The following is a 13499-nucleotide window of genomic DNA, read 5'->3' on the forward strand; positions in this document are numbered from 1 at the left end:
CAGATTTATTCTGAAACGACCTTTATTTGACTCGCTAACTTTTTGGCCTTTTCGGTTACTTCTGAAATATCGCCATCTAGATTATCGTGTGTTAAAACAACCCCCATCCTTCGAAAAGGGCGAGAAGTAGGTTTGCCAAAAATCCTGAAATCTGTTTTTGGTGAAGCAGCTACGGTTTCAAGTGCGTCAAATGTTGGGTTTTCAGAATTTTCGGCAGCTAAAATTACAGCGCTCGCTCCAATGCGTTCCTGAGTAATTTCTGAAATAGGAAACCCAAGCACCGCGCGGAGATGTAATTCAAACTCATTGAAATTCTGTGTTTTTGCAAGCGTTACCATTCCTGTATCGTGCGGTCTTGGTGAAAGTTCTGAAAAATATACACCGTCATCTGCCACAAAAAACTCAACACCCCAAATACCAAAACCCGTTAATGCATTTGTTACCTTTTCCGCCATTTGTTGCGCTTCTTTTAGGGCGGAAGCCTCCATAGTTGCCGGCTGCCAGCTTTCCATATAATCACCGCGTTCTTGCCGGTGACCAATGGGCGGACAAAACAGCGTTTTTCCGCTGCGCTGCGTTACCGTGAGCAATGTTATTTCATAATTGAAATTTACAAATGCCTCCACAATTACTTCAGCAACATCACCGCGCGATCCTTCTTGCGAATACTTCCAAGCCTTTTCAATATCGGCTTCTGTTTTAATAGTACTTTGGCCCTTTCCGCTGGAAGACATTAAAGGTTTTACAACACAGGGCATCCCAATTTCTGAAACCGCATTTTTAAGACTTTCGCCTGAGGTTGCGTAGCGATAATTGGCAGTTTTTAGCCCCAATTCTTTTGCAGCCAAATCGCGAATGGATTTTCTGTTCATTGTGAAATTTGCCGCTTTTGCGGAAGGAATTACTGTGTAACCCTGCTTTTCATATTCATAAAAACGTTCGGTACGAATGGCCTCAATCTCTGGAACTATGTAATCTGGTTTGTGTTTTTCAACAAGGGCATCCAAAGCATTTCCGTCGAGCATATTTATTACTTCTGAAATGTCTGCTATTTGGGCGGCGGGTGCATTCTCATAACTGTCAACCGCTATAACGGTTTGCCCAATTCTTTTTGCGGCAATAGTAAATTCTTTGCCCAATTCTCCGCTTCCCAATAGTAAAATTTTCGCCATTGTATGTTTTTCTGTAAAAATACAGCAATTGATTTCATGAAAAAACCCAAAGCACAATTTGTACTTTGGGTTATTCAAAAATATATTCTTTGGACTTATTTAACGATGATTCGTTTTACTCTTCCGTTTTCTTTATTTCCAACGCGAACTAAATAAACACCTGTGGCTACATAGCTCATGTCAAGTTTATAGTTGTATCCGTTACCGTTATTTTCCAGTTTTTTGAACAACAATCGCTGTCCCAAAGTGTTGTAAACCGAAAGGTTCATGGATTCGGTATAATTCACCGTTTTTAAGCTAACGTCAAATTTGTTATTATCCAACGACAATATTGTTAAGCCATTTTCGTCAAAAATATTGTCTGTAACGCCCACGGTTCCAATTTGTACAGAATAATCTTCTGTTTCTCCAAAGTTGGTTTCCTCACAAGCGTCATCTGGTACGGGAGCATTCCAGTTAGTTTTGGCACGCATTAAATGCTGGCCAGATGGCACTCCTGCAGGAACAACAAGATCTGTTGTTATAGTGTAATTTCCGGAACCTTGACCAGAAGCCACTTCTACGTTATTTACAACGGTTTCATCATTGGTGAAAACAAAATCGTCATTAAAATCTATCCAAACGCGGATAAACTGATCTCCGTAACCTGTAGTTATTGTAAGGTCATAGGTAGTGTCTGCTTCCATTCCAGCAATAAGATCTGTGAAGTCACCATAGCCTTCACAAGCTGAAGGATTATTTATATCTGTAACATTGAAAAGTTGGAATCCATCCCCAAACGTACAGTCGCCCGTTGGTTGACAATTCTGTTTTGTAATAATCACAGAGGTCATGTCATTTGAAGTATCGCTGTCATTAGGTAAAGTTGTGTAAGCACTTAAATTATAAGTTCCCAAAGCAGAGAAATCCCCAGTTTGTGAGAAAGTATATGATGCAGAATCGTTTCCGGCCAAAGGTCCAGCAAATACTTCGGTAACAACGGTTCCTTCCAAATCATAGGAAACATCAAAATTTGACTGAGGTTCACCCCCAAAGTTTGTAATGGTAACCACTATGTCTTCTGTACCAGTAAGGTCAGTGCCCGAAACGGGAGATGTAATGGCGCTCACCCCAATATCATTTGGCTCTAAGTAGGTAACCATTTTTGTTCTGGCATCGTTTGTTATGTCTTCGTCACCAGCTAAATTGGTTTCTGCTACAATGGTATAAGTTTGACCCACTGTGCCCAAGTTTGCGGTAGCGGTAAAAGTGTACTGGGCCGTTGCGGCTGATGCAATGGTTCCGGTAAAAGTTTCTGAAATAACTGCACCACCATCTACCTGAAAAGTTACAGGAAAGTTTGAAGCACTATTTTGTCCATAGTTAAAAATGGTGACAGTTACAGTTTCACTATTTGAAAGTGTTCCGGTTACTGGTGAGTCGATACTTACAACTCCTATGTCATCATTAAAATTAGGTGCAATTTGGAAAACCCCAACTACATCTTTTCTCCCACTATTCATATATTCATTGATAAACCAAAATTCTTTATCGTTAGAAGGATCCAAATCAATTTTGCTATAATCGCCATAGCGAAGTCCAGGAATGTTTTGGTTTCCGGCTGCAATCAATTCTTCGGAGATTGTCATTGTGTTTAAAGGGTCACTTGCATATCGTCCGGTATAGTATGAGCTAACTCTTTTGGTAGTTGGGTCAGGTGTTGTTGGTCCTGCCATAGCGGTATAACCCATCCCAATATTTCCTTGTACGTCCATCATCATACTGGCGTGCCATGCGTGTTTTCCGTCTGGGGAAGTATAGGTGCCCTCTTGATAAATTGACCAAGGCTGTCCGTCTCCAGGTTGTCTTAGTTCAAACCAGCGTATTCCAGCCAGCTCTCCTCCTGATGCATCGGTATCAACAACGAAATTAAAAACTGCAGAATTGTGGCCTCCAAACTTTCTGAATTGCGCCTGGTTCATGATTGTAGCTTGTAGTGCATCAATGTCAGCACCCCCGCCAGGTTGTGCTAAATTAGAGAAACTTCCGCCGTCAAAAACTGAGATAAAAGGAGTGGTAGTTAGTTCCACGGGTGCAGAAATGGTAGAACTTCCTGGACTTGCCCAATTAACATCTACCGTCCAAAGTTTTACGTGATCTTGAGAAACTCCAGACCAAGCATCATCTTGTAAATAAACAATAGGCAAACCTCCAGCAGCTGGAAGATTGTCATTGGTTACATTCAAGGCTTGAGGACTGTAAAAACCACTAGTTACAATTCCGGGAAGGGGAAAACCAATTATTTGTGCAGTAGGATCACCAGCTAGCATTTTAGTTCGCTCCATCGCGTAAATTTTGTTAGTGGCCGAAGTATTATCTGTCATATAATAACCATCGCTCCAAACTGAAAGCTTTTGGTAGTCATTAATTTGAGGAATAGTATAAACATACCAGCCGTCATTTACGGGGTCAGGTCCATCAGATATAGCAATTTGGGCACCGTTGCCTAAAAAGGTCATAACCCATCTATCGGCGGCATTGTCATATGAAATGGTAAGGTCGCAACATCCTCCGTTAGGGAAAATTGTAGGATTTGGAGATATTTGTCCAGTAAGTGGGTTACCACTTTTGTCAAAAATTCTGAACCCAGTATTAAATACCACAACGGCGTGATTTGGTCCTACTCCGATCGACGGGTCTGTGGGTTGCGAACTTGATTGAGCCGCATCAAAAACAAGTGTAGGGGCTCTTCCGCTAAGCACTTGCTCCATTTTATCTGGATTTCTTTTGAAATAATCATCTTCTATCTGTGGGTCTTTTCCGGGGATGATTAAATTTCTTGAAGCCCTTCCGTCTTGCATGACTTGTTCTTTAACTCTTGCGGGAGCCAAATCGGTTTGTGAAGCAATAGATGGTACGTGCTCTACAGAGCCCACGGTACCAACATAAGTAGCATTAGTTTTTTCCTGAGCCTGCACGTTAAAGATAAGGGCAAAGAAAAATAGAATTAAGGTAATTTTAGTTTTCATTATTAATGATAGGGATTAAATTAAAAAAATATAAGCGTCTAAAGTACTGATAAATTGTAAAATGAAAACGGGATTGAGTAACTTTAACCAATCCCGTTTTTTTAATATATTAAGCTACAACTTCCTTAATCCGCCGCATTGCTTCTTTTATTTCTGTTTCTGAAGCTGCGTAAGAAAGGCGAATACAGTTTGGATCTCCAAAGGCTTCACCGGTTACGGTCGCTACCTTGGCTTCCTCTAAAAGGTATAATGAAAAATCAGAAGCAGTGTTTATGTTTTTGCCCCGCAATGTTTTTCCAAAGAAATAGGAAACATCAGGAAATACATAAAAAGCACCTTCGGGTTCGTTGGTTTGGAAACCTTCAATTTCCGAAAGTAGACCCAATATCAACTTTCTTCTCTCCTTAAAGGCATCTACCATAAACTGAATCTTGCTCGGTGGATTTTCTAAGGCAGTAATCGCAGCTCTTTGTGCAATGGCATTAGCGCCGCTGGTTACTTGCCCTTGCATCTTGTTGCAAGCTCTGGCAACCCACTCTGGGCCGCCAATGTAACCGATGCGCCAACCAGTCATAGAGAATGCTTTGGAAACGCCGTTTACTACTACAGTACGATCGAACATATCATCAAATTCTGCCATAGAAGCGTGACCGCCACTAAAATTGATATGTTCGTAAATTTCATCACTGATTACGATAATGTCTGGATACTTTACCAATACATCAGCTAGCTTTCTAAGCTCGTTTTTACTGTAAACCGAACCGCTTGGATTGCAAGGGGAGCTATAAATTATCATTTTGGTTTTTGGGGTAATTGCTTCTTCGAGTGCCTCTGCCGTTACCTTAAAATCTGTTTCTATTGAAGTAGGGATCTCCTTCGGAATACCTCCAGCTACCTTACATTGGTCTGCATAACTTACCCAATAGGGTGCAGGCAATAACACTTCATCGCCTTCATCCAAAAGTACCATTGTCAAATTTGCCAATGATTGCTTAGCGCCAGTAGAAACAACAATTTGGGAAGGTTTATATTCTAAATTATTGTCTCTTTTAAATTTTGTGATGATGGCTTTTTTTAAATCGCCATAACCGTCAACTGGCGTATAGGAATGATAATTATCTTTAATGGCCTGAATAGCGGCATCTTTTATGAATTCAGGAACTGGAAAATCTGGCTCTCCCAGACTTAAACCTATAATATCTATCCCTTGTTCCTTTAGTTCTCTTGTTTTGGCTGCCATTGCCAGAGTGGCAGATGTAGCCATCTCATTCACACGTTTTGAAAGTCTGTTGTCCATAATAATTAAGCGGGTACTGCAGGTTTTAGCCCCATTTCTTTTAAGTGCCTGAAATGTGCAATAATAGCCTTGCGTGTAGTTTTATATTCTTTGTAAGGTAAATTAAATTCCTTGGTTGTGCTTTTCACAATTTTTGAAATATTCTTGTAGTGAATGTGGCTAATATTTGGAAAAATATGATGCTCCACTTGATGGTTCAAGCCCCCTGTGTACCAATTGACAATTTTATTGTTCGTTGAAAAATTCACAGTAGTAAAAAGTTGATGGATTGCCCAAGTGTTTTTCATTGTACCACTATCGTCCGGAAGCATTATTTCTGTATCCTCTACCACGTGCGCAAGTTGAAAAACAATACTCAAGATTAGTCCTGCAACATAATGCATTATAAAGAACCCTAGCAAAATTTTCCACCAAACAATATTGAAAAAAAGAATAGGGATAACTATCCAAAGCGACACATAAATCATTTTGGTAATGACCAAGATACTCCACTGTGTTACGGGTTTGGGAAGTTTTCCATAGGAAAGTTTACGTGCCAAATATCTTTTCGTCTGAAAAAAGTCTGTAGTTAAAACCCAATTGAAGGTTAAAAGACCATAAAAGAAAATGCTGTACCAATGTTGGAATTTATGAAACCTGTGCCATTTTGAATGTTTGGAAAAACGAAGAATTCTTCCCGCTTCCAAATCTTCGTCGTGGCCGTGGATGTTTGTATAAGTGTGGTGCAAAACGTTGTGCTGCACTTGCCAATTATAAACATTTCCAGCAAGGATATACATACTGCCACCCATTACCTTATTGATCCACTTTTTTGAGGAATAGGAACCGTGATTAGCATCGTGCATCACATTCATTCCCACGCCAGCCATACCAACGCCCATAATTATGGTAAAAAGTAATTGGGCCCACCCTGGAAAATCCAATGTTAGCAAAAGAAAGTAGGGGGTAAGGTATAATGAAAACATCACAATAGTTTTCAAGTGAAGCTTCCAGTTGCCAGTTCTAGCTATATTATTTTCCTTAAAGTAATCATTCACACGCCTATTTAGGGTTCTGAAAAATTTAGCACTGTCAACTCTGGAAAAATTTAAGTTTGTATACGTCAAAATATATATATATTAACTGGGGATTTTTACTGCGAAAAGCACAAAAATAATTATCTTTTGTGAAAATCGAGAGATTCAAAATCATAATTTTCACAAAGATAACATACTTTTACCTCTTAAATTAAATTATGGAACTCATATTAAAATATTTTCCAAACTTAACCGAAATTCAAAAGCAACAATTTGAGCAGTTACAGGCACTTTATGAGGATTGGAACCTTAAAATAAATGTGGTTTCACGAAAAGATATTGAAGAACTTTACCTTCGGCATGTATTACATTCTTTAGGGATTGCAAAAATTCAAGCTTTTCTTCCCGGCTCACAAATATTGGATGTGGGTACGGGCGGTGGTTTTCCGGGTATCCCGCTGGCTATTTTATTTCCAGAAGTACAGTTTCATTTGGTTGACAGTATTGGAAAAAAAATAAAGGTAGTGGAAGAAGTGGTTGCTGGCCTGCAACTACAAAACGTAAAGACTACAAATGCCCGAGTGGAGACTGTTTCGGGCAAGTATGATTTTATCGTGAGCCGTGCCGTCGCCCAAATGGAAACCTTTGTCCATTGGATTAATGGCAAAATTACCAAAAAAAGCCTGCACGAACGCAGAAACGGAATCTTGTATTTAAAGGGAGGCGATTTGACTGAAGAGTTAAAAGTTTATGCAACCGCAACTGTTTTTCCATTGAGCGATTATTTTGGGGAAGACTTTTTTGAATCCAAAAGTGTAGTGCATTTACCCCTAAAATTTAAAGGTTGATTTTTTCCAGTTGAAATTTTAAGAAGAAATCTTATTGAGCAAATACCACTGTAGTGCAAGTATTGTTTTTGCATCTTTCATTTTAGAAATTTTTGAAGTTATTTCCGCAACGGGAATTTTTACCAATTGAATGTCTTCATCTTCTTCGGAATTTCCACCTCCCTTTTCAATTTTATCTTTTGCTGAAACCTCGGAATAGTATAAGAAAATACGTTCGGTTGAAGCTCCGGGTGATGTATAAAAGGTATGTAGTAAAGTTGCGGAAGCCAATCTATACCCCAATTCCTCCAAGACTTCACGTCGTACACAATCCTCTAGTTTTTCGTTTTCTTCCAAAGAACCTGCGGGTATTTCCAAAAGCCAGCCATCATTGTTTTTACAACTGGGGTAACGGAATTGGTTGGTTAATAATATACTTTCTGTCTCCTTTTCCAAAAGTACAATAGCAACGGAATTTCCTCTTTCAAAAGCTAATCTTTCTGTTTCTATTTTATTTCCCCGAAATGTATCATAGGTTACTTTGGCTTTTACCATTTTGTAGTGATCGTTGAAAACTACCCTTTCATTTTTAATAGTATATTTCATCTGTGTAAAATATTTGATAAAGCGGAAGATGGAATGCCCGCATTATTCATCTTCGGTGGGTTAACAATTTGTTTCTGGGCATTTCATAACGGAATTTTTTATTTTAAAGTAATAAAAAACCCCGAACAAATCGGGGTTTTTCAAAAATGTAATTTATAGGGTCTATTTAAGAATCAAGAATTTCTTGGTTATTACTGCATTATCCATAGAAATTTTGATGAAATACGTTCCATTTTCTAGGTTTGAAACATTAATTCGCTCGTTTACAGAAATATTTTCTTGTGAAAAAATCGTTTTTCCCAATATGTCAAATACCTGAATATCTGCACTCTTGGCATTATTTATATTTAGAACTGTGCTAGCAGGATTTGGGTAAATAGCAATTTTTTCAAGTAAATTTTCACTTATGCGGTTAAAGCCGTTTATAATGATATTACTAGTAACATTCTTAATTTTGAAGTGCTTGCGCCAACCGAACGAGCCTTGACAATTGATTTTCCTAGAGCAATGAAAAATCAAACCATAACATTTGGTTTGCTCGATAGTAATGGTGATGATACTGCTTCAGAAGCTACTTTTTATGTAAACGGAAATGTAATTTCAGGGTTTACATATAACTCAGCAACTGATGGAAGTTTTGAAGTCTATGCCGAATACATGGTAGATAATGAAAGCTATAGCACTCCGGTCAAAAACTTCTCCGTTTACACGCCAAAAAGAAAAGTAGTTGTAGAAGACTATACCGGTACATGGTGTGGTTTCTGTCCAGCCGTTGCACTTGCAATTGACACCGTTAAAGCGGCAACAAACCATATTTCGGTTGTAGCCATTCACGAAACAGGATCTACGCTGCCTGACCCTATGCATTTTGATGATGTTGAAATTTTAAAAGATGAATTTGGAATAGGTGGACTTCCACAAGCACGTTTAAACCGTACACAAAAATGGCTCGATCCTTATAAAAAAGAAGATGTACTAGCTATGGCTGGTAACGAAACAAATCTTTCTATTGCCATTGATTCAAAAATGACTGGTTCTAACTTGACGATTGATACAAAGGTAATGTATGCCAATGGTTCTGAAGCTGGGGATAAACTAGTGGTATATCTTGTGGAAAGTGGAATAATCTATGCCCAAACAAATTATTTCAACAATACCTCTGGGCATCCATTGGAAGGTCACGGTAATCCAATTCCAGATTTTGTCCATAACGATGCGCTTAGAAATTCTTTATCTGATATTTTTGGTGATGCTATTGCCAATACATCTGCCTATACAGAATACAAAAAACAATATAGCATTGAAATTCCTTCCGAATACAATGTTGATAATTTAAGCGTTATTGTAATGGTCGTTAATGCAAATAACGAGGCTAAAAACTCACAACATGCTGAAGTGGGAGAAAACAAGCAATACGAATAGCGAAAATTTATATTAAACAAAAAACCCATCCTGAATATTCAGGATGGGTTTTTTTATAGATTCACTCACTGTCTTATCCTAGGAATGGATATCTATAATCAGTTGGTGAAACAAAAGTCTCCTTCACCATTCTTGGCGAAATCCATCTGTATAGGTTTTGCTTGCTTCCAGCTTTATCATTGGTTCCACTTGCACGGGCACCACCAAATGGCTGTTGACCAACTACGGCTCCCGTAGGCTTGTCGTTGATGTAGAAATTACCCGCAGCGTTTTCAAGAATTTTCACAGCTTCTTCCAAAGCATATCTATCTTCACTGAAAACAGCACCCGTTAAGGCGTATTCACTGGTTTCATCAACTAAATGCAAGGTTTCTTCCCATTTATTGTCGTCATAAACATACACGGTAAGCACAGGCCCAAAAAGTTCAGTACACATGGTCGTGTATTTTGGATCTTTTGTTACAATTACAGTAGGTTCAATAAAGTAGCCTTTGCTTTTGTCATAGTTCCCGCCAGCAATTATTTCAACATTTTTATCCTTTTTGGCTTGGTCTATATAGCTTGCAAGTTTGTCAAAAGAACTTTCGTGAATAACAGCGTTTATGAAGTTGCCCATATCTTCCGGAGTTCCCATTTTGAAGGAGCGGATATCATCAACCAAATATTCTTTGACATCTTTCCAAATGCTTTTTGGAATATAGCAACGGCTAGCGGCGCTACATTTTTGACCTTGATATTCAAAGGCACCACGGGCCATTGCGGTTGCAACTTGCTTAGGGTTTGATGTTTTATGCGCAACAATGAAATCCTTCCCGCCGGTTTCCCCAACGATACGCGGATAGGTTTTGTAATTTTTAATGTTATCACCAATCTTTTTCCAAATTCCCTGGAAAACACCTGTAGAGCCTGTAAAGTGAACCCCGCTGAAATCTGGGCTCGCCATAAGCGTATTCGAAATCATCTCAGGATCTCCCATAACCATATTGATTACACCTGCGGGAACACCAGCCTCACGGAATACATCCATAATGACTTTTGCAGAATATATTTGGGCATTACTCGGTTTCCATACAACAACATTCCCCATCAACGCGGCGCTGGCGGGAAGATTTCCGGCAATTGCAGTGAAATTGAAAGGAGTAATTGCATAAATAAAACCTTCCAATGGACGGTATTCAATTCGGTTCCAGGCTGCGGAAGTAGATTCCGGTTGCTCGGCATAAATCTCGGTCATATACTGAACGTTGAATCTTAAAAAGTCAATAAGTTCACATGCCGAATCAATTTCTGCCTGATAAATATTTTTGGACTGGGCGAGCATGGTAGCTGCGTTTATTTTAGCTCTGTAGGGGCCGGCAAGCAATTCGGCGGCGCGAAGAAAGATTCCCGCACGTTGTTCCCACGGCATAACGGCCCATTTTTTTCTGGCTTCCAAAGCAGTTTCAATTGCTTCTTCCACATTTTTTTTGGTAGCTTTATAATAGGTTCCAAGCACGTGCTTATGGTCGTGCGGCGGAGACATAGTAGCAGTTTCTTTGGTTTTAACCTCTTTTCCGTTGATAAATAAAGGCACCTCTATTTTTGCCTTATACATTTCTTTGTAAGTTTTAAGTACTTCCTCACGTTCCGGTGAACCTGGCGCATAGCTTTTTACAGGTTCGTTTACGGCGATTGGCACTTCAAAAAATCCATTTCCCATAACTTTTTTAAATTTTAATTTATGAAGATTGCAAAGGTACAAAAATGGAAGCACCAAACCTTGAAATCCCCAATTACAAATTGGTTTCTCTATTTTTTTTGGAATTTGGATTTTGTATTTCGCAATTTATTTGGATTTTGGCACTTGTCCTTTGGAATTTTATTTGGAATTTGGTGCTTGTTATTTGGAATTTCAAATTTAACGTATGTGCACAATAACTTTTATCCCAAAAATCAACAACGATTTTGTTTTAACTTCCAATCGTGATGAAGCGCCTGGGCGCGAAACTTTTCCGCCAGAAATTTATGAAGAAGATGGTGTAAAATTGCTTTACCCAAAAGACGCCGTGGCCGGAGGAACGTGGATTGGTGCAAGTGATAAAAAAAGAATTGTCTGTTTGATGAACGGTGGGTTTGTGGCCCACAAACGGGAAGCTTTTTACAGAAAAAGCAGGGGATTGGTTGTAAAAGATTTATTGAAATCAGCCAATTTAAAAAAAGAAATTGAAAACTATGATTTTTGCGGAATAGAGCCGTTTACAACAGTTTTGATTGAATGGGAAACTGAAGTACAATTACTACAATTGGTTTGGGATGGCGAAACGTATCATTTTTCCGAAGAACCCTTGGCGCCGCATATTTGGTCTTCTTCCCCTTTATATCCTGAAAATTTAAAGAAAAAACGTGAACAGTGGTTTTCAGCATTTTTACTTGAAACCATAAAACCTTCGGAAGAAGAACTGCTCCAATTCCACAAAACAGCGGGCGAGGGTGATTTAAACAGCAACCTAATTATGGATCGCGGTTTCATAAAAACAAAAAGCATTACGCAGATTTCCAAAAAAGAAAATGCTATAGAAATGCGTTATGAAGATTTGCAAACAGGTAAAACCAGTAAATTAGCAATCAGTATGTAGAATTAAATATTTCTCTGTGGGTTAATTCATCGAAAAAGGCGCACTCAGATTGAAAAGGGGAATGGAAACCCGAAACTTTCTGGTAGTGGTAAAGTTCACCATATTGTAGTGGCCTTTCATTGCGCCAAAAGGAGAATATAAAAGGCATCCGCTTGTATATGCGTGTCTTTCGCCAGGCTGCAATATGGGTTTTTGACCGATTACACCTTCACCTTCCACAGTTTCAGAATTGTTTAGGGAGTCTTTGATTTTCCAACAGCGTGAAGTTAACTGAACCGTGTCTTTGCTTTGGTTTTCAATAGTAACGGTATAGGCAAAGGCATACTGCATTTTACGGTTTTTGTAAAACGTGCCATCAAATTCGGTTTTGACCGAAATTTTAATTCCTTGTGTTACCTGTTGTACCATTTTAATAAATTGCTGCGCTTGCTACCACAAATAAGCTAGTTGCCACTAGAAAGCTGAGAAAAAATATAATGTTTAAAAATACAAATTTAAATAACGTCTTCCACTTTCCTTGGTTATAAAATTTCCGAAGGGCAAGGTAAAAATACAACGGGCCAAGAATTAAGAATAAAATGATCTGAAAAAAATTAGTTCCCACAATCACTTCTGGAATTCGAAAAATTAACATCGTAAGAAATATAAAACTGAAAATGTGAAACAAAAAAATTACGTGCTCCATATAGGTAAACTTCTTTCGAGAATATAAAAGCCAGAAAAAAAGTGCGTAAAACGGCGTAAAGAAGAAAATGAAGAATGGAATCTTTGAAGTTATATAATTTATGAAGGCATTGGGATTGCTCATAATTTTGTACCAAGTTATAGAACGGGAGTAGAGCCAACGATTTTTAAATATATTGGAGTGGTTCAAGCTGTCTAAAGCCACTACTGGGTTTTCTGTTTTTGTGCGGAAATAATAAGACATATATAGTGAGCTTCGCTTACTGTAATTCTTGAAAAATGATAGCGTGTCAAGGCTCTTTTCAGAATAATAAAGCGGTATTCCAAGCTGTTTTGCCTTTAAAGTATCTCCGCGAGAATCTGGTGTAAATATTTCAGGAGGCTGATTGGCAAAAAGAGAATCAATAGATGCTTCATTGGCAGGTTTTACATTTAAACCTAATTGATTATCCTTTTCAGAAGGATTTATATAGCCAATGAAGCCTTCCATCAAAAAATAAATAATGGAAACGCTCAAGAAAAATCGGAACGGATTGGCGTATTTTAACCGTTGGCCTTTTACGTAATTTTTTGATATTACCCCGGGACGGAATAAAAGATCTTTGAGCGTATTGCGCAATCGCGAGTCATAGACTAAAATGCTGCTCAAAAATTCTGCAAAAAAATCTTTTGCTGAAAGTTGTTTCTTGCTGTTTAATTGTGAGCAATAGGGGCAATAAACATCACTAACGTCCAGTGGTTGGTTGCAGTTTAAACATTTGTTGCCACGATATTGCAACGACTTTCTTCCAGTGGAAACCTCGTCTTTTTTGCGGTTCATGACTTAATGAAAAAAGGGTTAGCGCTTCATTT

12 protein-coding genes are annotated in these 13499 nt (G+C 38.5%); 3 read left to right on the forward strand and 9 right to left on the reverse strand.

Going from position 1 to position 13499, the window contains the following annotated elements; genetic code table 11:
- Positions 1–5 precede the first annotated feature (5 nt).
- From purT to AC58DT_RS13610, 4 genes are all read right to left on the reverse strand, one after another.
- Entirely contained in the window at positions 6–1172 is a 1167-nt protein-coding gene (gene purT, locus AC58DT_RS13595) for a formate-dependent phosphoribosylglycinamide formyltransferase (RefSeq protein WP_497217361.1), read from the reverse strand.
- A 95-nt stretch (positions 1173–1267) separates the two neighbouring features.
- Positions 1268–4180, reverse strand: coding sequence for a GEVED domain-containing protein (locus AC58DT_RS13600; protein ID WP_497217362.1), 2913 nt, complete (start codon positions 4178–4180; stop codon positions 1268–1270).
- Positions 4181–4289: 109 nt separating this feature from the next.
- A complete protein-coding gene (locus AC58DT_RS13605; protein ID WP_497217363.1) occupies positions 4290–5477 on the reverse strand; it encodes a pyridoxal phosphate-dependent aminotransferase in 1188 nt (395 codons plus the stop codon).
- Positions 5478–5482: 5 nt separating this feature from the next.
- Positions 5483–6442, reverse strand: coding sequence for a fatty acid desaturase family protein (locus tag AC58DT_RS13610; RefSeq protein WP_497217364.1), 960 nt, complete (start codon positions 6440–6442; stop codon positions 5483–5485).
- Between the two features lie 269 nt (positions 6443–6711).
- Here AC58DT_RS13610 and rsmG point away from each other — a divergent pair, with 269 nt between their 5' ends.
- Positions 6712–7341 (forward strand): 16S rRNA (guanine(527)-N(7))-methyltransferase RsmG, encoded by a 630-nt coding sequence (rsmG, locus tag AC58DT_RS13615; protein WP_497217365.1) that lies wholly within the window; start codon positions 6712–6714, stop codon positions 7339–7341.
- 18 nt (positions 7342–7359) lie between these two features.
- Here rsmG and AC58DT_RS13620 read toward each other — a convergent pair whose 3' ends face one another.
- Positions 7360–7926, reverse strand: coding sequence for an NUDIX domain-containing protein (locus AC58DT_RS13620; protein ID WP_497217366.1), 567 nt, complete (start codon positions 7924–7926; stop codon positions 7360–7362).
- A gap of 162 nt (positions 7927–8088) precedes the next feature.
- Complete coding sequence (locus AC58DT_RS13625; protein ID WP_497217367.1) at positions 8089–8445, reverse strand: T9SS type A sorting domain-containing protein; 357 nt, start codon at positions 8443–8445, stop codon at positions 8089–8091.
- Between AC58DT_RS13625 and AC58DT_RS13630 the strand changes: the two genes are divergently transcribed.
- On the forward strand, positions 8434–9348 hold the full coding sequence (locus tag AC58DT_RS13630) for an Omp28-related outer membrane protein (RefSeq protein ID WP_497217368.1): 915 nt from the start codon (positions 8434–8436) through the stop codon (positions 9346–9348). The genes AC58DT_RS13625 and AC58DT_RS13630 overlap by 12 nt on opposite strands.
- 73 nt (positions 9349–9421) lie before the next feature.
- Here AC58DT_RS13630 and pruA read toward each other — a convergent pair whose 3' ends face one another.
- Positions 9422–11047 (reverse strand): L-glutamate gamma-semialdehyde dehydrogenase, encoded by a 1626-nt coding sequence (gene pruA, locus AC58DT_RS13635; protein WP_497217369.1) that lies wholly within the window; start codon positions 11045–11047, stop codon positions 9422–9424.
- Between the two features lie 205 nt (positions 11048–11252).
- Here pruA and AC58DT_RS13640 point away from each other — a divergent pair, with 205 nt between their 5' ends.
- On the forward strand, positions 11253–11963 hold the full coding sequence (locus AC58DT_RS13640) for an NRDE family protein (protein ID WP_062622360.1): 711 nt from the start codon (positions 11253–11255) through the stop codon (positions 11961–11963).
- 21 nt (positions 11964–11984) lie between these two features.
- On the opposite strand, the gene apaG is transcribed toward AC58DT_RS13640, so the two are convergent.
- Positions 11985–12371, reverse strand: a complete 387-nt coding sequence (gene apaG / locus AC58DT_RS13645) for a Co2+/Mg2+ efflux facilitator ApaG/CorD (RefSeq protein ID WP_062622359.1) — start codon at positions 12369–12371, stop codon at positions 11985–11987.
- Position 12372: 1 nt separating this feature from the next.
- Complete coding sequence (locus AC58DT_RS13650) at positions 12373–13467, reverse strand: DUF3667 domain-containing protein (protein ID WP_497217370.1); 1095 nt, start codon at positions 13465–13467, stop codon at positions 12373–12375.
- Positions 13468–13499: the final 32 nt, after the last annotated feature.

The organism is Aequorivita sp. CRS11 (assembly GCF_059693805.1).